The organism is Halomonas sp. GD1P12 (genome assembly GCF_025725645.1).
GTDB lineage: Bacteria > Pseudomonadota > Gammaproteobacteria > Pseudomonadales > Halomonadaceae > Vreelandella.
Genome location: NZ_CP107007.1, coordinates 692,651 through 713,985, shown reverse-complemented (window position 1 = coordinate 713,985; position 21,335 = coordinate 692,651). Strand labels below are relative to the sequence as shown.

Sequence of the window (21,335 nt, the reverse complement as noted above, 5' to 3'; positions counted from 1 at the left end):
TCGCTGTGTTTCGAAAGCCCGTGGGGCGAGTTAGAAAAAGCCCATCGGGTTCACGTCGTAGCTGACCAGCAGGTTCTTGGTCTGCTGGTAGTGTTCGAGCGCCATCTTGTGGGTTTCGCGGCCGACGCCAGACTTCTTGTAGCCACCAAACGCGGCGTGGGCCGGGTACTGGTGGTAGCAGTTGGTCCACACGCGCCCGGCCTGAATGCCACGGCCCATACGAAACGCCACGTTGATGTCGCGGCTCCACACCCCGGCCCCCAAGCCGAACTCGGTGTCGTTGGCGATCGCCAGCGCCTCTTCTTCATCCTTGAAGGTGGTGACCGACACCACCGGGCCGAAGATCTCCTCCTGGAAGATGCGCATCTTGTTGTTGCCTTTCAGAATCGTCGGCTCGATGTAGTAGCCGCTGTCATAGTCACCGTCGATGCTCGCCTTGTTGCCGCCGGTGAGAAACTCCGCGCCCTCTTCGCGGGCGACGTCCATGTAGGACATGATCTTGTCGAACTGCTCTTGCGATGCCTGAGCGCCGACCTGCACGTCGGTATCCAGCGGGTTTCCGCGCTTGATCGCCTTGGTGCGCTCGAGCACCTTCGCCATGAACTCGTCATACATGCTCTCCTGCACCAGCGCGCGCGAGGGGCAGGTGCAGACCTCGCCCTGGTTCAAAAACGCCAGTACCAGACCTTCGACGGCCTTGTCGACGAAGCTTGGCTCGGCGTTCATGATGTCGGCGAAGTAGATGTTCGGCGACTTGCCGCCAAGCTCCACCGTGGAGGGAATGATGTTCTCGGCGGCGCACTTCAAAATGTGCGAGCCCACCGGGGTGGAGCCGGTGAAGGCGATCTTGGCGATGCGTTTGCTCGTCGCAAGGCTCTGACCGATCTCCTCGCCGAAGCCGTTGACGATGTTGACCACGCCCGGCGGCAGCAGGTCGCCCACGATCTTTATGACCTCGAGAATGGAGGCTGGCGTCTGCTCGGCGGGTTTGAGCACCACGCAGTTACCGGCGGCAAGCGCAGGCGCCAGCTTCCACACCGCCATGAGGATGGGGAAGTTCCAGGGAATGATCTGCCCCACCACGCCCAGCGGCTCGTGGAAATGGTAGGACACGGTGTTGGCGTCGATATCCGCTGCACTCCCTTCCTGGGCGCGGATGCAGCCGGCGAAATAGCGAAAGTGATCGATGGCAAGCGGCAAGTCGGCGTTCAGGGTCTCGCGTACCGCCTTGCCGTTGTCCCAGGTCTCCGCCACCGCCAGAAGCTCGAGATTCTGCTCGATGCGATCGGCCATCTTGAGCAGGATATTGCTGCGCTCGGCGGCGGAGGTCCTGCCCCAGGCGGGGGCGGCCTTGTGGGCGGCGTCGAGCGCCTTTTCCAGATCCTCGGCGCTGGATCGGGGAATCTCGCAGAACACCTGGCCGTTGACCGGGCTGAGATTGTCGAAGTACTCACCTTTCACCGGCGCCACGAATTCGCCGCCGATGTAGTTGCCGTAACGCTTTTCGAAAGTGACGACGGCGCCGCTGTCGCCCGGATTGGCGTAGATCATGGTAAGGCTCCCAAGCATTATGGTGTTTGAAACCGCTCGCTCAGTGTTGGTCACCCGGCGCGGGAACGACATTAGCCAAACGTCGCAGTCGCCGTCACTGGCACAAAAAAAGGCGGCCGAAGCCGCCTTGTCGCGTGAAACGCGCGCTGTTAGCGCACGATCATCACCGAGATTTTCGCGTGGTGCACCACGTGCTCGGCGTTGGGGCCAAGCACGTAGTCGGCGAACTTGCGCCTGGTGTGGGAGGCCATGACGATCAAATCGGCGTCGATTTTCTTGCCGACCTTGATGATCGCCTCCCAGGGTGAGCCGTCGATGATCACGCTTTGAGTCGGGATATCGTTTGGGACGTGCTCATCGATGAAGGCGGCCTGAGCCTCCTTCATCCCCTCGTGGGCCTTTTGCGAAAAGTCTTTCGGAAAATAGGCCCCCACCATCGGCATCTTGAACTCCGGCAGCACGCTCACCAGGTGCAGTGACGCGCCAAAGGTCTGACACAGCGTGGCGGCCACCGGCAGCGCCTTTTTCCACGAGCTCTCTTCGTTGAGATCCACGGGCAGCAGAATTTTCTGGTACATGGCACTCTCCTGACGTTTCACGTCGCCGCGGGTGCCGGCTCGTCCTTGCGCCGACGGCCGCGCTGCAATAGGACGACCAGCGCGAACAGCCCCAGCGCCGGCAGCCACATCCACTCTTTCGTCCAGCGATTCACCGGGGCCAGTACCTCGATGATCTCCTGATCGAAATCCAGGCCCAGATCCGCTGCGGGGCTTCCAAACTCGACCATGTCTACCAGCGTCTGGTCGCCGTCGGTGTAGAGTTCCAGCCCCAGGTTCTCCATACGCTCCTCGCCGGTTTCACCCTCCGGTACCGGTATCAGCATGTAGGTGGTCAGCGGCGCGCCGAAGGCGTCTTCGCCGGCGATCTGAATACGCAGGTTGCTGCCTTCATCTACCCGCCCCAGTGCCTCGACGAACTGCGCCGGCGGGACCGAATCATAAGGGTCGTGAATACGATCCATGAAGAAGCCCGGGCGGAACAGGGTGAACGCGACCAGCAGCAGCAGAATCGACTCGTACCAGCGGTTGCGGGTAATGAAGTACCCTTGGGTGCCGGCCGCGAAGATCAGCATGGCGATGGTTGCAACGATGAAGACCACGATCCCCTGGGCCACGGTGACATCGATCAACAGCAGGTCGGTGTTGAAGATGAACAGAAACGGGAGTGCTGCGGTACGCAGGCTGTAGTAGAACGCCTGGAAGCCGGTGCGGATCGGATCGCCCCCGGAGACCGCCGCGGCGGCGAAGGAGGCCAGCCCCACCGGCGGGGTGACGTCCGCCATGATGCCGAAATAGAACACGAACAGATGCACCGCGATCAGCGGTACGATCAGCCCGTTCTGCTGGCCAAGCATGACGATCACCGGCGCCATCAAGGCCGAGACCACGATATAGTTGGCGGTGGTGGGAAGCCCCATGCCGAGAATCAAACTCAGCACCGCGGTCAGCAGCAAAATCACCATCAGGTTGCCGCCGGAGAGAATCTCGACCACGTCCGCCAGCACCAGGCCCACGCCGGTTTGCGACACCGCCCCCACCACGATGCCCGCCGTGGCGGTGGCGATACCGATGCCGATCATGTTGCGCGCGCCGGTGACCAGGCCGTCCCAGAGATCCCAAAGGCCTTCCTTGATGTCGGCGGCCATCTGACTACGGCCTCTAAAGAGCGCGATGATCGGGCGCTGGGTGACCATGATGAAAATCATGAACACGGTCGCCCAGAAGGCCGATAGCCCCGGTGAAAGACGCTCGACCATCAGACACCACACCAGCACGACGACCGGCAGAATGTAATGAAGCCCCACCATCACCGTCGGCCGGGTTTGTGGAAGCTTCACCACCGCCTGGTTGGGGTCGTCGACCTCGAGTTCCGGGTAGCGAGCACCGATCTTCAAAAGGCCGATATAGATCACCGCCAGCCCCACCGATACGACCCAGGGGGTCGCCTCGCCCAGCACCGGCTTGAGCCAACCCAGCCCGTAATAGACGCCGATGGAGAGCGCCATCAGCAGTAAAAGCCCGGTCAAAAAGCCGATCACCTTGTTCAACAGCGGGCGCGGCGGGTTGCCCGAGGGCAAACCGCGCATGTCCGCCTTTAGCGCTTCCAGGTGAACGATGTAAATCAGCGCGATATAGGAGATCAGCGCCGGCAGAAACGCGTGCTTGATGACCTCGACGTAGGAGATGCCCACGTACTCGACCATCAAGAACGCCGCCGCGCCCATGACCGGCGGCATGATCTGACCGTTGACCGATGACGACACTTCCACCGCCCCGGCCTTTTCGGCGCTAAAACCGACCCGCTTCATCATCGGAATGGTGAACGTGCCGGTGGTGACGGTATTGGCGATCGAGGAGCCGGAGATCAAACCGGTCATGCCCGAGGCCACCACGGCGGCCTTCGCCGGGCCACCCTTGAAGTGGCCCAGCATCGAGAAGGCCACCTTGATGAAATAGTTGCCGGCGCCGGCCTTGTCGAGCAGCGCGCCAAACAGGACGAACAGGAATACGAAGCTGGTCGACACCCCCAGCGCAATGCCGAACACGCCCTGGGTGCCGAGCCACTGGTGGTTGATCAGCCCGCCCAGGCTCACGCCTCGGTGCGCGAGAATGCCGGGCATGTAAGGGCCAAAGAGCGAATAGGCGATAAACACCGCGGCGACCACCATCAAGGGTGGCCCGAGCGCGCGCCGGGTCGCCTCCAACAGCATGACGATACCCACCACGCCGACCACGATGTCCTGGGTGATTGGGCGCCCGGCTCGGGTGGCGAGATCGTCATAAAAGATGAACAGGTAAGCACCGCAGAACGCGGCCACGGCGGCGAACGCCCAGTCCTGCAGCGGCACGCGGTCGCGCGGCGAGCGCTTGAGCGCGGGGTAGGCCATAAAGGCAAGAAAGAGCGCAAAGGCCAAGTGGATCGAACGCGATTGGGTCGCGCTGAACACGCCAAACCCCAGCATGTAAGGCAGCGGCGAGGCGATCCAGAGCTGGAACAGCGACCAGACGGCGGCAATACCCACCAACAGCTTGCCCGGCGCCCCCAACGGTTTGCGCGCGCCGGTATCGCTCGAGGCAACCATATCGTCCAGGTCGTTTCGCGCGGCGCCCGAGGATGTTTTTTCGTCTTGCATACGCTTGTCCTTTTCAAGATCCGCGCCGGTCGATCGCGCCGTAGGCGACGCTTTCGACGTGATATATAACGTCGCTTCCAACGAAAGCGCGGACACCCTGGGCGCCCGCGCTTGTCGTTCTCTCAAGGCGCTATCGGTACCTGCCGCCTAGCGCTTGTCGGCTCACTCGATCCAGCCACGCTCACGATAGTAGCGCTCGGCGCCGGCGTGCAGCGGCGCGGTCAGGCCGTCGGAGATCATGTCTTCTTCGTTCAGGTTCTCGAACGCCGGGTGCAGGCGCTTGAAGCGGTCGAAGTTCTCGAACACGGCTTTCACGGTTTCGTAGATCACGTCTTCGTCGACATTGGTGGAGGAGACGAACGTCGCCGCCACGCCGAAAGTTTCGACGTCTTCGTCGTTGCCGCGGTACAGACCGCCCGGAATCACGGAGCGGGTGTAGTAGGGATACTCTTCGATCAGGCTGTCGATTTCGTCACCGGTCACCGAGACCAGCTTGGCATCGATGGTGGTGGTCGCTTCCTGGATGGAGCCGTTGGGGTGGCCGACCACGTAGACCATGGCGTCGATGTTGTTGTCAGACAGCGCAGCGGCCTGTTCGGCGGCGTCGAGCTGGGAGGCGAGCGCGAAGGTATCTTCGTCCCAACCAAAGGCGTCCATCACCACGTCCATGGTGTTGCGCTGACCAGAACCGGGGTTACCGATGTTCACACGCTTGCCCGGGAAATCGCTGATGTTCTCGATACCGGCGTCGGCACGGGCGACTACGGTGAGCGGCTCGCCGTGCATGGTGAAAACGGCGCGCATCTCTTCCCACGGGCCCTCTTCTTCGAAGTTGGCTTCGCCGTTGTAAGCGCGGTACTGCACGTCAGACTGCACCACACCCATGTCCAGGTCGCCGTTTTTCATGCCGTTGACGTTGGCGACCGAGCCGCCGGTGGACGGCGCGTTACAGCGAATGTTGTGCTCTTCGCTGCCGCGGTTGACCATGCGGCACACCGACTGGCCGACGACGTAGTACACGCCGGTCTGACCGCCGGTACCAATGGTGATGTAGCGTTCCTGGGCAACCGCCGGGCTTGCAAAGCTTGCCGCGGCAATCAGCGCGCCTGAAAAGGCTGCGGTCGAAAATACATGGCGCTTCATGGGCACACCTCTTTCTCTTTTGTGAGCATTATTCGTTTTAAACCACCCGTTTATCGGATCCCTTGGGCGATACCGTTCAAAACGCTTGTGAGACAGTCTGTTAACTCTATGGAGCGACTCTGCCAATCGGCGGCAAAGGTTCATTCACTTTAGCGAAAAATTCAACCCTTGGCGAAAACGCGTCCCCTCTTTCGACCGAGTATATGAAATCCCCGGTCAAACGCACGTTTAGCCTCACGCGCATTTTAAACGCTGGCGCCAGCCGCTATCCCGGGCTCTACACGTTGTAACCCAGCACCGTTGGCAGCCAGAGCGCGATACCGGGAAACAGCGCCACGATGGCCATCGCGCAGGCCATGGCGGCAACGAACACCAGCGCCCAGCCCAGCGTATGCTCGAGACGGATCTTTGCCACTTCCGTGGTGACCATCAAATTCACCGCTACCGGCGGTGTAAACTGGCCGATGGCGATATTCATGGCCAGCAAAATACCGAACCACACCGGGTTCCACTCGAAGTGCTGCATGACCGGAATCAGAATCGGCATCAGGATCAAATAGATCGAAATGGCATCGAGCAGCATCCCGGCGATCAGCACCGCCAGCATCACCAGTACCAGCAGCAGCGCGCCGTTGTCGGTCAGCCCGATCATCCACTCCGCCAAATGACGGAAGGTGCCGAGCATGGTGCCCGCCCAGGCGAACACCCCGGCCAGTGCGATGATCAGCATCACGACGCCGGAGATGATCGCCGCCTCGCCCAGCAGCGCCCAGAGATCCTTGAGCGAGAGCTCGCGCGTGAGAAAAAGCCCCACCAGCGTGCCGTAGGCGACCGCGACGACCGCCGCCTCGGTCGGTGTGAATAGCCCCGAGCGCAGCCCGCCGAGAATCAGCACCGGGGCAAACAGCGCCGGCAGCGCCTGCTTGAACGCCGCGCCCACGCTCAGGCGCTCGGCATCGCTCTCGGGCGTGCTGCCCTCCCAGCCGTAGCGCTTGGCCAGCAGCATCGCCGGTATCAGCAGCGAAAGTCCCGCCAGAATGCCGGGGAAGAGTCCGGCGGCGAACAGCGCGCGAAGATCCACCCCGGGCACCACGATGGAGTAGAGAATCAGCGCCACCGAGGGCGGAATCAGAATCGCGGTGGAGGCGGAGGCCGCAATCAGCGTGGCGGAAAACGGCTTGGGGTAGCCCGCCTTCGTCATGCTCGGCAGCATCACCATCGCCACGGCCGCCGCATCCGCCGGGCCAGAGCCTGACATGCCGCCCATGATCATGCACACCAGCACCGCGACCAGCGCAAGGCCGCCGTGGCGCGGGCCGATCAGCGCCTGGGCGAAGCGCACCAGACGCAGCGCCACGCCGGAGCGCTCGAAGATCAGCCCGGTCAAAATGAACAGCGGAATGGCGATCAACGGGTATTTGGCGATGCTGTTGTAAGTGTTGGTGCCAAGCGTTGCCAGCATATCCGGCGAAAGCCCGGTAACGATACCGACCGAGCCCGCCAGCGCCAGCGAAAACGCCACCGGCACCCCGGCGATCAAGAGCCCGGCGAAGGCGAGCAGCATCCAGAGATCAGGGGTCATCGCGCAGGTCTCCGCTCAATCGTTCGCGGGTCTGCTGAACGAGGCGCCAAAGCATCAGCGCCGAGAGCACCGGCAGCCACACCAGATACCACCACTGGGGCAGTCCAAGCCCGGGCGACAACGACTCCCACTGATACTCCTGAAAGGCGAGTTTGCCGCCGTACCAGGTAATCAGCGCCAGCACCAGAAGCCCGCAGGCGCCTTGAAAAAGAATCAGCGCGCCGCGCCATTTTTCGGGCAGCATGCGCTCGAGAAAGCTGATGCGAATATGGCGGTTGCGCCGGAGCGCCACGCTGGCGCCGGCAAAGGTCAGCACCACCAGCAAAAACACGGAAAACTCTTCGGTAAACGAGAACGAACCGCCGGTCAGGTAGCGCGTCACCACGTTACCCAGACTGATGAGCGAAATGACGATCAACGATAGCGCGCCCAGCCAGCGCTCGAGGCGCGCATCGGAAAATGGTTGCATGGTAGCCTCTAAAGGGTAGCGCTACCGGCCAACGCCGGTAGCGGATCTGGCGCTTAGCGCGCGTCGATGGCCGACTGCGCCGACTCCATGAGCTCCTCGCCGATGCGCGGCGCCCACTTTTCCAGGACGTTTTGGGTCGCCTCACGAAAGGCCTGGTACTCGTCATCACTTAGCTCGGTGACGGTGACGCCGCGCTCTTCGATCGCCGCCAGGCGCTCGCTCTCCTGCTCGCGGGTCATGCTGATTTCCCAGGCGCCGGCCTCTTCGGCGGTTTCGCGAAGCCAAGTCTGCTGCTCTTCACTCAGTGAGCCCCACACCTGCTGGTTAACCGCGAAGATCAGCGGATCATTCATGTAGTTCCAGAGCGTCAGGTACTCCTGACCGACCTGGTCGATGCGCGCGGCGTCGAATACCGACAGCGGGTTCTCCTGGCCGTCGACGGCGCCGGTGGTCAGCGCGGGCTGGGCGTCGGTCCAGCTCATCTGGGTCGGGTCGGCGCCCAGGGCTGCAAAGGTGTCCTGGAACAGCGGCGAGCCGACGACGCGAATCTTGAGCCCGTCGAGGTCGTCCGGGGCGCTGATCGGGCCGCTCGAGTTGGAGACCTGGCGAAAGCCGTTCTCACCCCAAGCCAGCGGCACGATACCGCGAGACTCGATCGCCTCGAACACCATCTCGCCCGCCTCGCCTTTAGTCACCGCGTCGACGGCGGCGACATCGGGGATGAAAAACGGCAGCGAGAACAAATTGAGCTCCGGCACCTGGGGCGACCAGTTGATGGTCGAGCCCACCGCGGCATCGATCAGTCCGGAGCGCATGGCGGAGAACTCGCGGGTCTGATCACCGGAGACCAGCTGCGAGTTGGGGTAAACCCGCAGCGTCAGCTCGCCGTCGCTGCGCTCTTCCAAAAGTTCGGCCCATTTTTCTGCCGCCTGCCCCCAGGGGAAGGCGTCGGACAGCACCGTGGAGACGGAAAGCTCGCGCGCCTGGGCGGAAACGGCCAGCGTCAAGAGCGCGGCACCGGTCAGGCCCAGGCCTGCGCGGGAGAGGTGGCGTGTCAGCGTCATGAGGATTCCTTTTTATCTGGTTTTTATAGGGGATGTGCAAGGGCGCGGCGGTCGTTGGCCCGCGCGCGCCTCGCCTATTGTAGGCACTTGAAGGGCGAAGGGAAGAGAGCCGGGCTGTTATGATGGTCGCGCCACTTTGAATCATCCTCTTTTCAACGACAGGACACTGCCGTGCCGCTACGCGATTTACTTCTGGGCCTTCTGGTCGTGGCCATCTGGGCGCTCAATATCGTCGTCATCAAGGTGGGCGTGGCGGAACTTCCGCCGCTGTTGATGACCACGCTGCGCTTTGCGCTGGTCGCCCTTCTGCTGGTGCCCTTCTATCCGGTGCCGCGCGCCCAGCTGCCGTTTCTGCTGCTGTTATCCGTCACCTTCGGTACGCTGCACTTCGCCATGCTGTTCATCGGCCTTGGTCAGTCCGAGGCGGGCACCGGCGCGCTTTTGGTACAGATGGGCACGCCGTTTGCGACGATTCTGGCGGTCGTCTTTCTCAAGGAGAAGCTGGGGCCCAAGCGGCTGGCGGGACTGTTGCTATCGTTTGCCGGCGTGGTGGTGCTGGCGGGTGGCCCCACGCTGCCCTCGCCGCTGCCGCTTGGCATTCTGCTTTTGAGCGCGCTGGGCTGGGCGGTGTCGCAACTTTTGATCAAGCGCGGCCCAGCCATCGCGCCGCTGGCGCTGGCGGGCTGGATCGCGCTATTCGCAGTGCCCCAGGTCGCGCTCGGCTCCTGGCTTTTCGAGAACGGGCAGTGGCAAGCCATTCGCTCGGCGGGCCTGGCCGGCTGGGGCGCGGTGTTCTATACCGCGGTGATGTCGTCGATCCTTGCCTACGGTATCTGGTACGCGCTGCTACGCCGCCACCCGGTCAACAAGGTGGTGCCGATGACGCTGCTGGTACCGGTACTGGCGGTGGGGCTGGGGGCGCTTCTGATGGGCGACCCCCTGGGCGTACACAAGCTCGCCGGCGGCGGCCTGGTGGTCGCCGGGGTGGGGCTGATTCTACTGCGTTTTAAAAAGCGCCGCCCGGCGGTTTAGGTCACCACCGGGCGAGCATTCAGGCGTCGGGCCGGCAGAAGCCGGCCAGCGCCGGCACGGAGACGCAGTCGCCCACCTGAATACCGCGCGCCTCGAAGTAGCCGGCGTTGACCTCCAGCGCCGAGGTGAACGGCGCGCCCGCCAGGTAGGTTGGGCACTCGCGGGCAGTCTCGGACTCGCACGGGGGCATGGTGTTGATCGCGACGATCCGCCCCTGGTCATCGATGAAGGCGATATCCAGCGCGATCAGCGTATTGAACATCCAGAAGGCATTGCCCGCGGGCTGCTCGCGCTCGAAGCGAAACAGCATGCCGCGCTCTTCGGGCAGGTGCTCGCGTCCCATCAGCCCTTTTTGGCGCTGCGAGATCGTCTCGGCCACTTCGACATCCAGCCGATGCGGGCCCTGCTCGGTGTGAATGGTCAGCGGCAGCGTCCCGGCCTCTGGTGCCGCCGCTTTCGCCCCCTCTGGCTCGGCGGCGAAGAGATTGAAGGCGGGGGTCGCTACGCTGGCGACGAGCGCCGCGCCCAGCGCGGTTTTGATGAGTTTGCGACGCGACAGGTTCATGAGGCGTCTCCGCTTGCGCTTTCGCGGGCGCTTTGATGCTGATCGGAAATCGACATCACCTTCATGGTATTGGTGCCGCCGTGGGCATTCATGTGATCGCCGCGCGTCAAAATGACGTGATCGCCGGGGCGTGCCACGCCCTGCTTGACGAGCATCTCGAGCGCCCGGTCGTTGAGCTCGGTCGCGCTCATCCGAGAGGTATCGAAAGGCAGTGATACCACGCCGCGATAAAGCGCCATGCGCCGCTGGGCGATGGGGTTATGGGCCAGGCCCACGATCGGCAGGCCCGAACTGATGCGCGAGGCGATCAGCGGCGTATAGCCCGAGGCGGTCATGCAGGCGATCGCGACCACGCCTTTCATGTGGTTGGCGGCGTACATCGCGGAGAGCGCGATGGTCTCGTCGGCCTGGGTGAAGCCTTCGTGGATGCGGTGACCGGACTCCTGAACGGTACGCTCGCGCTCGGCGCCCAGACACACTCGCGCCATCGCCTGAATGGTTTCGACCGGATAGTCGCCGGCGGCGGTTTCGGCGGAGAGCATCACCGCGTCGCTGCCGTCGAGCACGGCGTTGGCCACGTCGAACACCTCGGCGCGGGTCGGCAGCGGCGCCGAAATCATGCTTTCCATCATTTGGGTCGCCGTAATCACCGCGCGGTTGAGCGTGCGGGCCCGCTTGATCATGCGCTTTTGCACGCCGACCAGTTTGGCATCGCCGATCTCCACGCCCAGATCGCCCCGGGCGACCATCACCGCTTCCGAGGCCTCGATGATGCCGTCGAGCGTGGCCTCGTCCGCCACCGCCTCGGCGCGCTCCACCTTGGCGACCAGGCCGATCTCGGCGCCCTCGTCACCCAGCAGGCGCCGGGCTTCCTGCATGTCCGCGGCCGAGCGCGGAAAGGAGATCGCCAGATAATCGACGCCGATCTCGACGGCGGTCTTGAGATCCGCCTTGTCCTTGTCAGTCAGCGCCGGCGCGGAGAGCCCGCCGCCCTGCTTGTTGATGCCCTTGTGGTTGGAGAGCTTGCCGCCGACCACGACCTCGGTATGCACCTGCTGGCCCTCGACACGGGTGACATCGAGCACCACGCGGCCGTCGTCGAGCAGTAGCCGGTCGCCGGCGGCCACGTCCTCGGCCAGGGTCTTGTAGTCGCAGCCGACGCCGTGAATATCGCCGGCGTCGCTATCCATCGTCATATCGAGCACGAAGGGCTGGCCCTCCCCGAGCACGACCTTTCCTGCCTTGAAGCGCGCGATGCGAATCTTCGGGCCCTGCAAATCACCCAAAGCGGCCACGCTTCTCCCCAGCCGCGCGGCAATCTCGCGCACGCGCGTGAGTCTTTCGCGGTGGTCATCGGCGGTGCCGTGGGAGAAGTTGAGACGCACCACGTCCACCCCCGCCTTCAACATGGCTTCGAGAACGCCTTCGCGGTCGCTGGCGGGGCCGAGCGTAGCGACGATCTTGGTACGGCGAATGGGCGGTGCGGTGCGCTGGCTCATGGAAGTCCTGATCGTTGGTGAAGTTGGCTGACAGCTTAGCAAATTAATGTGACGAACAGGCAAACGCCCTCGCCGCTATTCGTCGAGAGCCACCACGATCTCGAGCGGGTATTCGTCGCAGTTGGCGCCCTCCCCGCCCCGGTCGACCACCAGAAACTCGCCCTCGCACTCGAGCACCGAGTTGATCGCGTGCCAGGTGCCCGCGGCGTAGTTCACGCCCTGGCGGCCATCAGTCACGAACGCGCGCACCTCGCGTGGGTCGATTGTATCGCCCTTGGGCGCCACCACGACGATAAAGCGCTCGCCGTGCAGCGGCATGAAGGCTTGGCTGCCCTGGGGGTGGCGCTCCAGAAAGGTGAGCTCAAGCGGGAGCGTTACCGGTTGGCTGACGAAAATGTTGATCAGCGTGTGGGCGTTCTCGCCTAATGTTTCCACCCGCGCCAGATCATGGTGGCGCTGGGTGCGCCCGGCGTTGATGGCAAACGAGGGCGACGTTCGGGCGTCGATCACCTCGCCAAAGGGGGCGAAGGTTTCCGCGGTCAGCGGCGCGGCGGTCAGTTCGAGCATATCAAACTCCTTTGGCCTGGGCGGGTGAGTTAAAACTTGAGCGCCGCGTGGCGGTTCACATCCTTGTAAAGCAGGTAACGAAACGGGCCCGGGCCGCCGGCGTAGCAGGCCTGCGGGCAGAAGGCGCGCAGCCACATGAAGTCGCCGGCTTCCACCTCGACCCACTGCTGGTTCAGGTGATACACCGCCTTGCCTTCCAGCACGTAGAGGCCATGCTCCATGACGTGGGTTTCATCGAAGGGAATCACGCCGCCGGGCTGGAAGTTGACGATGGTCACGTGCATGTCGTGGCGCACATCTGCCGGGTCGACAAAGCGGGTCGTCGACCAGCGCCCGTCGGTGCCCGGCATCTCGTTGGGCAAGATCTCCTGCTCGTTGGTCACGAACGCATTGGGCACGTCGATGCCCTCGACATACTCATACGCCTTGCGAATCCAGTGAAAGCGCACGGGCGCGCGGGTGTCGTTGCGCACCTGCCAATTACTGGCCGGCGGGATATAGGCGTAGCCGCCGGGCGCCATGACGTGGCGCTCGCCTTCGAGGGTCAGCGTGAGCTCGCCTTCGACCACGAACAGCACGCCTTCGGCTTTCGGGTCGAGCTCGGGCTTGTCGCTGCCGCCGTCCGGCTGCACTTCCATGATGTACTGCGAAAACGTCTCGGCGAAGCCGGAGAGTGGCCGCGCCAGCACCCAGGCCCGGGTGCTTTCCCAAAACGGCAGGTTGCTGGTCACGATATCGCGCATCACCCCTTTCGGAATCAGCGCGTAAGCCTCGGTGAACACCGCCCGGTCGGCGGTGAGCTGAGTCTGCGGCGGATGGCCGCCCTGGGGGGCGTAGTAGTTATTGGACATTGTTGACTCTGATGGTAAGGAACAAATGGACCCGTCTTGTATACAAGATTTAGCGAACATAATGAAGCGTAGCCATTATTGAACGCTTGTGAAACATATCTCCCAATAGTAACTTCTATAACAACTTTTGTTTCAACCCACGTGTTTGGGCTGATTCGAACGTCAACAGGAACATATGGCTCTGCCGTTTTTTAAAACACAACAGAGGCTGCTATAGCGGCCCACTGGTACGAGGCACTCAATGGATCGCCAAGATATATCTCGCCCCCCATCGCCCGCCAAAAAGAGCTGGTGCCGCATTCCCGACATCTATGCCGTACTTTTCGTTTTTATCGCGCTGGCGGCCATTGCCACACATTTCGTACCTGCTGGGCAGTTTGAGCGCGTGCCTGGCCCTGCCGGACGGATCACGATCGACCCGAACTCGTATCAGCAGATCGACTCTACGCCGGTCGGCTGGGTCGACTTCATGTTAGCCATTCCTAACGGGCTGATGAGCGCCGGCGAAGTCGTCTTCTTTACCTTCATGATCGGCGGCATGTTCATGGTCCTTCGCCGCACGGGCATCATCGAGATCGGGGTGGATAAGCTGACGAGACGCTTCTCGCGCCGTGGCGTACTCACCATACCGGTGCTCATGACCGTTTTCGCCGCCATCGCCACGGTCATTGGTACCCAGGAACTGGCGCTCGTATACGTACCTGTAATATTGCCGCTGATGATCGCGCTGCGCTTTGACTCGTTGACCGCCGCCGCTGTGGCGCTGTGCGCTACCACGGTGGGATTCACTACCGGCGTGCTCAATCCGATCAACACCGGGCTCGGCCAGCAGCTCTCGGCACTGCCGCTCTACTCCGGTTACGGGCTACGTATTTTGGCGTTTGTTGTCATGCTGGCCGCGGCGATTTTTTTCGTCATGCGCTATGCCCGTCGAGTTCATGCCGACCCGACATCCGGGCTCATGGCCGCTGATCCAGAGGAAAGCGAAAAACGCGCACGCTATCAGCACGGCGAGACCACGCCGGCGCTGCGTGCAAACTTGCGCCAGAAGCTGGCGGCAGCGGCGACGTTTGCCTTCTTCGCGCTGCTCGTTTACGGAGTACTGCGCCAGGGCTGGTTCATGATGGAAATGGCAGGGCTATTCATCATCATGGGTATTGTCGTCGGGGTGATCGCGGGGCTCGATACCGACGAGATCTGCGCTGGTTTCAATCAGGGCTTTCGCGACGTTCTGGTGGGCGCAATGATTGCCGGTGTCGCTCGGGGCGTCGCGGTCATGCTCGAAGACGGTCAGATCATGGACACGCTGGTGTTCGGGTTGGGTAACCTGGTCGGCGAGTTGCCCACGTTGCTTTCAGCCATCGGCATGTTTTTCGCACAGCTCGGGTTCAACTTCATCGTACCTTCTGGCAGTGGTCAGGCACTGGTTACCATGCCGCTAATGGCGCCGCTTTCAGACATTCTCGGCGTTACCCGCCAGACCGCCGTGCTGGCCTACCAGCTCGGTGATGGAATAGGCAATATTCTTTATCCTACCTCCGGCTATTTCATGGCGACGCTCGCACTGGCCGGCGTGCCTTGGCAAAAATGGGTAAAATTTTTCTTCCCGCTATTCTGTGTCTGGATCGTCATTGCGCTGGGCTTTTTGGTCTTCGCCCAGGCAACGCAATGGACCGGATAAGATACGGCTAGTCGAAGGTGAAAGCGGAGCGCTCGAGTTCGTCGAGCGCATCGTAGCTTTCACTAATCGCGTTGATCCGCTTACGGCCTTCTGCCAGACCTTCATGAAGGCAAGCGTTGGCGATCAACGCGATCAAACTATTAGCCGTGGCGTAGCTATCAAAGGCCGAAATACTTTCAAGGGGTGTTTCTAAAAACCAATCGACCCGCGAGGCAAAGGCAACGGCCGTAGGGTCACCCACCAAAAGAACGCGGGGGGACGAGCGCTCGAGCGTTTCAACCAGGGAGTCAAACCCTTTCGGCCGCCGGCGAAAACCGAACAGCACCACGACGTCGTCGGTGGTGAGATCGACGATTTCCTCGGCAAGCGACTGGTTGGGCTGTGGGGCCAGACGCACCTGAGCCCGTGCCTGGATCAGCTGCTGGCGAAAGTGTAGTGCCAAGGGGTAGCTGTTGCGAAATCCCATCACCACTACCTGGCGCGCCGAGCAAAGCGCGTCGACTGCGCTCGCTATATCGCCCGTATCCAACCGGCCCAAGCCGCGCTGTAGGTTTTCCTGCTCGCGCTGAAGGTGACGCGCCAGGGCGCCCCCGCCTTCCTCTGCCATGGCATCGGATTCGATGACCAGCGGCACGCCCAGGTTTCGAAGCTGACGGGCGTGCGTTTTGACGTTGCGAAAGCTCTCGAACCCCAGCCGCTTGAACAGGCGGCTAACGGTCGATTTCGACACGCCGGTCAGCCGCGCCAGGTCCGCGGCACTGTAGACGGCCAGATCGTCGAAGTGATCCAGAATGAAGCTCGCCACCCGCTGTTCCTGAGCGCTAAGCGATTCGAACTGGGCGGCGATGCGCTGTCCTATATGGGGCGTCATGGCTCTCCAAACGGATAAGGTTAAAGTGCCGGCGCCGGGTGGTGCTCGGCCCAGTGGCGGGCGATGTCCACACGGCGCGTCACCCAGACGCGGTCGTGGGCTTCGATGTGGTCCAGAAAGCGCTGCAGCGCGCGAAAGCGCCCGGGGCGTCCCAGCAGGCGGCAGTGCATGCCCACGGAGAGCATTTTAGGCGCTTCGTCGCCTTCGGCGTAGAGGACGTCGAAGGCGTCGCGCAGATAACTAAAGAAGTGATCCGAGGTGTTGAAGCCCTGCGGCGAGGCGAAGCGCATGTCGTTGGTGTCGAGCGTATAGGGCACGATCAGATGGTTATGATCGCTGCCCTGGCTGTCGGTCACGCGGCTCCAGAACGGCAGGTCGTCGCCGTAGTAGTCACTGTCATACAAAAAGCTTCCTTCGTCGACCACCAGCCGCCGGGTGTTGGGGCTGTCGCGACCGGTGTACCAGCCCTCGGGCTTCTCGCCATAAAGGCGCTCGAAGATATCCATCGCCTTTTGCAGGTGGTCGCGTTCGATGTGTTCGGGCACTTCCTGATAGTGGATCCAACGGTAGCCATGGCAGGCAATTTCGTGGCCCAGCTCCTTGAAAGCGTGGGCCACTTCCGGGTGGCGCTCCAGCGCCATGGCCACGCCGAACACGGTCAGCGGCAGACCGCGACGCTCGAATTCACGCAGGATACGCCAGACGCCTGAGCGCGAGCCGTATTCATAGATCGACTCCATGCTGAGATGGCGCGAGCTGTAGCTCGCTGCCCCGATGATCTCGGAAAGAAACTGCTCGGAGCCGACGTCGCCATGCAGCACCGAGTTTTCCCCGCCCTCTTCATAGTTAAGCACGAACTGTACGGCGATTTTTGCCTTGCCAGGCCAGTTGGCGTGGGGCGTCTTTTGCCCGTAGCCGACCAGGTCGCGCGGATAGAAACTGGCGGTCTGCTCTTTCGTGGACATCGTGGTATCTCCCTGATTGTTGGCGGGACTTCTTTGTATACAAGGTAAACAGTTCGACGCCCGGTCGCAACGCGCTAGCAATCCAACAGCTTTCATTCGCCATGTTTCAACGCTTTCTCAAAGCGCTTATACCGTGCTGCGAGACGTTTGGGTCTTACACTATGGTTCAACGTTAAAAGGGTTGCGCCGTGATTTAAAGCGCCTTATTTTCGTATACAAGATGACTTTTAATCGTTTACCTGTGAGTCGCTCAACGTGCATATACGCATCATCAATCCCAACACGACCGCCTCGATGACCCAAGCCATTCATCGCGCCGCCGAAGCTCTGAAAAGCGAAGGCACCGTGCTGAGCGCCACACAGCCCGAGGCCGGGCCGGTATCGATCGAAAGCCATTTCGACGAGGCGGTGAGCGCCGTGGGCGTGGCCGAGGAGGTGCTCAAGGGCGAGCGCGAAGGCGGGATCGATGCCTATATCGTGGCCTGCTTTGGCGACCCCGGGCTTCTGGCCGCCCGCGAGCTAACCCGCGCGCCGGTGATCGGCATCGCCGAGGCCGGGTTTCACCTGGCGACCCTGATCAGCACGCGCTTTTCGATCGTCACCACGCTGGGGCGCACCGGCATCATCGCCGAGCATCTTTTAGAGCAGTACGGTTTTAGCCACCACTGCCGGCGCATTCGCGCCGCGGAAATTCCGGTGCTCGATCTCGAACACGACCCGGACGCGGCCTTCAAGCGCATCGTGGCCGAGTGCTGCCGAGCTCGCGATGAGGACGGTATCGGCGCCATCGTACTGGGCTGCGGCGGCATGGCGAATTTGACCCAGGCGATCAGCCGCGAGGTGGGCCTTCCGGTCGTCGAAGGCGTCAGCGCCGCACTGAAGCTTGCCGAGTCGCTGGTGGGGCTTGGCCTTCATACCAGCAAGCACGGCGATCTGGACTACCCGCGCGCGAAAACTTTTACCGGCAGGTTCAGCGACTATTCGAACCTCGAGCTGCCGCCAGGCGCTTAGCGCTCATCACCAGGCAACCGTTAATTACGAAGCAGCGCCAAGCAGGCAGAATCGCTGATACAGCAGTACCGTTTTATCGATACAAGCAGCATCCATAACGACAATACGAACACCGTTAGCACGCCACGCCGCAAGCGTCGCCCGAGCCATCGGGCAAAACTATAACATCGAATATCTTGCGAGGACGGTACGATGAACACGTCTGGTTTGACCTCGGAAACATCCCACCCGCCGGCGGACGCCGCCCAAAAAGCGATGGGCGCCGAGAGCCTGGCGCCGCAACAAACCCGCATCATGGGACGCGGCTCCTACTTTCTGGCCTGGTTCGGTGGCTGCGTGTCGATTGGCACCTTCGCCATGGGGTCGAGCGTGGTGGGCACGCTCAACCTTTTACAGGCCACCCTTGCCATCGCCATCGGCTGCTTCGTCATCGGTGTGGCGCTGGCGATCAACGGCGCGGCCGGCTACAAGTACGGCATTCCCTTCATGGTGCAGGCGCGCTCCGCTTTCGGCTTCACCGGCACGCGCATTCCGGGCCTCGTTCGCGCGGTGCCTGCGGTGGTGTGGTACGGCTTTCAGAGCTGGATCGGCGCGGGGGCGCTGAACATGGTGTCAGCCACGCTGTTCGGCTTCGACAATCTGGTGTTTTTCTTCATCGCTTTCCAGCTTCTGCAGATCGCGCTGTCGGTGACCGGGTTTCAGGGCATCAAGTGGCTCGAGAACATCGGCAGCGCGTTTATCCTGTGCTCGCTGACCTACATGTTCTATGCCACGGTACAGCGCTACGGCGACGAGCTGTCGGCGAGTCTGTTCACCATGGAAGGCTCCTGGGGCATGCCGTTCTGGGGCGCGACGATGCTGTTTCTCGGCATCTACAGCACCATGATGCTCAACGTCAGCGACTATTCGCGCGAGCATGAAAAAGGCACCGGCGGCGGCCTGTTGACCACCATCTACGCCATGTCGATTCTGCCCTGCACGCTGTTCATGGGGCTGATTGGCTACATGGTGTCCGAGGCGACCGGCACCGCCGACCCCATCCAGGTATTCGCCAACGCCGTGGATAACACGCCGCTTCTGATGACCACGCTTTTGTTCATCGCCTTCGCTCAGGTGACCACCAACGTGCTCAACAACGTGGTGCCGCCGACCTACGTGCTGATGGACGTGTTCAAGATGCGCTTTCCGACGGCCTCCATTCTGGTCGGCCTGCTGGCCTTCGCCACCTTTCCCTGGAAGCTGGTGCAGCCGGAATCCGCCGCCGGACTTCAGTTGTTCGTGCAGACCTACTCCGCCTTTCTCGGCCCGATCTTCGCGATTCTGGTGGTGGATTACTATCTGATTCGCCGGCGTACATTGGATCTCGACAAGCTCTACGATCCGCAAGGCCCCTACAAAGGCGTCAACCTGGCCGCGGTGATCGCCATGGCGGTGGGGATCGTCGCCGCACTGATGTTCTCGGCGGTCTCCTGGTACGCGAGCCTGATTCCGGCGGGCGCGGTGTACTACCTGCTCATGGCGCGCTGGTCCGCCTGCCAACGCTTTACGCAATAATCGTTTGTCCCCCTGCCGCCCTCGGGCGGCCTTTTTATATCGCTTCACTCACAACGCCAAATACCCGCACAGGATGTCACCATGCATGAGCAACCGTCCCCGAGTGGACTCGATATCAAGCGTATCGACCCAAGCCTTTACAACGAAGACCTCGCCCCGTTAAAGCCCGAGGCGCGTAGCTGGGGCGCCTTCGAGATCTTCAACGTCTGGTCCAACGACATTCAGAGCCTGTTCGGCTATACCCTGGCCGCGTCGCTTTTTCTAACGTATGGCCTGAACGGCTGGGCGGTGATGGCGGCGATCATTCTCGCCGGCGTGGTGGTGATGTTTCTGGTCAACCTGACCGGCAAGCCCAGCGTGAAATACGGCATTCCGTTTCCGGTCATGGTGCGGGCGAGCCTTGGGGTGCGCGGCGCCAACCTGCCCGCCATGCTGCGCGCCATCGTGGGTATATTCTGGTACGGCGTGCAGACCTACTTCGCTTCGACGGCGGTGGCGCTATTGATCACCGCCTTCATTGGTGAGCCGAGCGGCGCAAGCTTTTTGGGGCTCTCCCCGGTGGCCTGGGTGTCGTTCGTGATCGTGTGGGTGTTTCAGATCGCGATCTTCTGGCAGGGAATCGAGCGCATCAAGCACTTTTTGAACTGGGCGGGGCCGCTCGTTTACGTGGTCATGCTGGTGCTGATGGGCGTGGTCTGGTACCAGGCCGGCGATGAGCTTTTGCCTGCCATCGGCACCATTTTCAGCGGCAGCGGCGAGCCGGATGGTGGCGCCGTGGCGGCGTTTTTCGCCATTGTCGGCACCATGATCGCCTACTTCGCGGCGGTAGTGATCAACTTCGGTGACTTCACCCGCTTCGTGAAAACCGAGCGGCAGATGAAGCTTGGCAACCTGTTGGGCCTGCCGCTGAACGTGGCGTTTTTCTCCTTCATCGCGCTGATCATCACCGCCGGCACGCTGGTGCTGTTCGGCGAGGCGCTGACCAACCCGGCAGACATCGTCGAGCGGGTGGACTCCTTGCCACTGACCATCGTCGCCGCGCTGACCTTCTTCGCCGCGACCGTCGGCATCAACCTGGTGGCCAACTTCATCCCGCCGGCGTATGACCTGGCGAACCTGTTCCCCAGCAGGATCAGCTTCAAGACCGGCGGCTTGATCACCGCGATCATCGCGTTTTTCGTCGGCGCGCTGTGGGTATCGGTGATCAGCCAGATCGGCGTGCCGGGCTTCGTCAACGCGCTTGGCGCGGTAGTAGCGCCCTTCTACGGGATCATCGTGGTGGACTACTACCTGATCAAGCGCCAGCACCTGAACATGGAGGAGCTCTTCTCTTCCGAGCGCAACAGCGCCTACTACTACACCAAGGGCTGGAACAAGCGCGCACTGATCGCCTTCGTGGGGGCGGCGGCGTTCTCGCTTTCCACCGTGCTGGTACCCGCGCTTTCCGGGCTTGGCGGCTACGGCTGGCTGATCGGTGCCGGTTTGGGCGGGCTGATTTACTACGTGCTGATGCGCAATTTCAAGGCGGCCCCTGCCATCGGCGCTCACCAGACCACCTGAGGCGCACACGTTGCGCGTTGAGGTAAGCCCAAAAGCGCCACCGGCCCGGGCCGGCGGCGCTTTTTTACGGATCGATTTATGCTCTGCAACGCCTTTACGCACTACCTCACCTGCCGTCATCGCTTAAGGGCATCGTTTCATAGCATCGCTCAAGAACATCGCTTAAGAACGCTATCA

Annotated in this window: 18 protein-coding genes; 5 read left to right on the top strand and 13 right to left on the bottom strand. The window is 62.1% G+C overall.

Annotated elements, in window-relative coordinates:
• Positions 1-30: 30 nt before the first annotated feature.
• From OCT39_RS03370 to OCT39_RS03340, 7 genes are all read right to left on the bottom strand, one after another.
• Positions 31-1,551: an aldehyde dehydrogenase family protein gene (locus OCT39_RS03370; protein ID WP_263586283.1), complete on the bottom strand. Its 1,521-nt coding sequence runs from the start codon at positions 1,549-1,551 to the stop codon at positions 31-33.
• A 149-nt stretch (positions 1,552-1,700) separates the two neighbouring features.
• On the bottom strand, positions 1,701-2,129 hold the full coding sequence (locus OCT39_RS03365) for a universal stress protein (protein ID WP_263586282.1): 429 nt from the start codon (positions 2,127-2,129) through the stop codon (positions 1,701-1,703).
• Between the two features lie 17 nt (positions 2,130-2,146).
• Entirely contained in the window at positions 2,147-4,744 is a 2,598-nt protein-coding gene (locus OCT39_RS03360) for a TRAP transporter permease (RefSeq protein ID WP_263586281.1), read from the bottom strand.
• A gap of 162 nt (positions 4,745-4,906) precedes the next feature.
• Positions 4,907-5,887, bottom strand: coding sequence for a TAXI family TRAP transporter solute-binding subunit (locus OCT39_RS03355; RefSeq protein ID WP_263586280.1), 981 nt, complete (start codon positions 5,885-5,887; stop codon positions 4,907-4,909).
• Positions 5,888-6,164: 277 nt separating this feature from the next.
• Positions 6,165-7,469 (bottom strand): TRAP transporter large permease, encoded by a 1,305-nt coding sequence (locus OCT39_RS03350; RefSeq protein WP_263586279.1) that lies wholly within the window; start codon positions 7,467-7,469, stop codon positions 6,165-6,167.
• Positions 7,459-7,938, bottom strand: coding sequence for a TRAP transporter small permease (locus OCT39_RS03345; RefSeq protein ID WP_263586278.1), 480 nt, complete (start codon positions 7,936-7,938; stop codon positions 7,459-7,461). The genes OCT39_RS03350 and OCT39_RS03345 overlap by 11 nt, the downstream gene beginning before the upstream one ends.
• A gap of 53 nt (positions 7,939-7,991) precedes the next feature.
• Positions 7,992-9,002, bottom strand: coding sequence for a DctP family TRAP transporter solute-binding subunit (locus OCT39_RS03340; RefSeq protein WP_263586277.1), 1,011 nt, complete (start codon positions 9,000-9,002; stop codon positions 7,992-7,994).
• Positions 9,003-9,173: 171 nt separating this feature from the next.
• On the opposite strand from OCT39_RS03340, the gene OCT39_RS03335 reads away from it, so the two are divergent.
• Positions 9,174-10,034 carry a DMT family transporter gene (locus OCT39_RS03335; RefSeq protein ID WP_263586276.1) on the top strand — a complete coding sequence of 287 codons (861 nt, stop codon included), beginning with the start codon at positions 9,174-9,176 and terminating at the stop codon, positions 10,032-10,034.
• Positions 10,035-10,053: 19 nt separating this feature from the next.
• On the opposite strand, the gene OCT39_RS03330 is transcribed toward OCT39_RS03335, so the two are convergent.
• From OCT39_RS03330 to OCT39_RS03315, 4 genes are all read right to left on the bottom strand, one after another.
• Positions 10,054-10,599 (bottom strand): DUF192 domain-containing protein, encoded by a 546-nt coding sequence (locus OCT39_RS03330; protein WP_263586275.1) that lies wholly within the window; start codon positions 10,597-10,599, stop codon positions 10,054-10,056.
• Entirely contained in the window at positions 10,596-12,098 is a 1,503-nt protein-coding gene (gene pyk / locus OCT39_RS03325; RefSeq protein ID WP_263586274.1) for a pyruvate kinase, read from the bottom strand. Before pyk ends, OCT39_RS03330 begins: the two co-directional genes overlap by 4 nt.
• A 75-nt stretch (positions 12,099-12,173) precedes the next feature.
• Positions 12,174-12,665, bottom strand: coding sequence for an ureidoglycolate lyase (locus tag OCT39_RS03320; protein ID WP_263586273.1), 492 nt, complete (start codon positions 12,663-12,665; stop codon positions 12,174-12,176).
• A gap of 29 nt (positions 12,666-12,694) precedes the next feature.
• Positions 12,695-13,516 (bottom strand): bifunctional allantoicase/(S)-ureidoglycine aminohydrolase, encoded by an 822-nt coding sequence (locus OCT39_RS03315; protein ID WP_263586272.1) that lies wholly within the window; start codon positions 13,514-13,516, stop codon positions 12,695-12,697.
• 241 nt (positions 13,517-13,757) lie between these two features.
• On the opposite strand from OCT39_RS03315, the gene OCT39_RS03310 reads away from it, so the two are divergent.
• A complete protein-coding gene (locus OCT39_RS03310) occupies positions 13,758-15,197 on the top strand; it encodes a YfcC family protein (protein ID WP_263586271.1) in 1,440 nt (479 codons plus the stop codon).
• Between the two features lie 7 nt (positions 15,198-15,204).
• Here the strand turns inward: OCT39_RS03310 and OCT39_RS03305 are convergent, their stop codons facing one another.
• Together OCT39_RS03305 and puuE are read right to left on the bottom strand one after the other, a co-directional pair.
• Positions 15,205-16,068 carry a MurR/RpiR family transcriptional regulator gene (locus OCT39_RS03305; protein WP_263586270.1) on the bottom strand — a complete coding sequence of 288 codons (864 nt, stop codon included), beginning with the start codon at positions 16,066-16,068 and terminating at the stop codon, positions 15,205-15,207.
• A 20-nt stretch (positions 16,069-16,088) separates the two neighbouring features.
• Positions 16,089-17,033 (bottom strand): allantoinase PuuE, encoded by a 945-nt coding sequence (gene puuE, locus OCT39_RS03300; RefSeq protein WP_263586269.1) that lies wholly within the window; start codon positions 17,031-17,033, stop codon positions 16,089-16,091.
• A 255-nt stretch (positions 17,034-17,288) separates the two neighbouring features.
• Here puuE and OCT39_RS03295 point away from each other — a divergent pair, with 255 nt between their 5' ends.
• The 3 genes from OCT39_RS03295 to OCT39_RS03285 all read left to right on the top strand — a co-directional run bounded on the left by OCT39_RS03295 (position 17,289) and on the right by OCT39_RS03285 (position 21,158).
• A complete protein-coding gene (locus tag OCT39_RS03295) occupies positions 17,289-18,044 on the top strand; it encodes an aspartate/glutamate racemase family protein (protein WP_263586268.1) in 756 nt (251 codons plus the stop codon).
• Between the two features lie 192 nt (positions 18,045-18,236).
• Positions 18,237-19,598: an NCS1 family transporter gene (locus tag OCT39_RS03290; protein WP_263586267.1), complete on the top strand. Its 1,362-nt coding sequence runs from the start codon at positions 18,237-18,239 to the stop codon at positions 19,596-19,598.
• An 81-nt stretch (positions 19,599-19,679) separates the two neighbouring features.
• Positions 19,680-21,158: an NCS1 family nucleobase:cation symporter-1 gene (locus OCT39_RS03285; protein WP_263586266.1), complete on the top strand. Its 1,479-nt coding sequence runs from the start codon at positions 19,680-19,682 to the stop codon at positions 21,156-21,158.
• Positions 21,159-21,335: the final 177 nt, after the last annotated feature.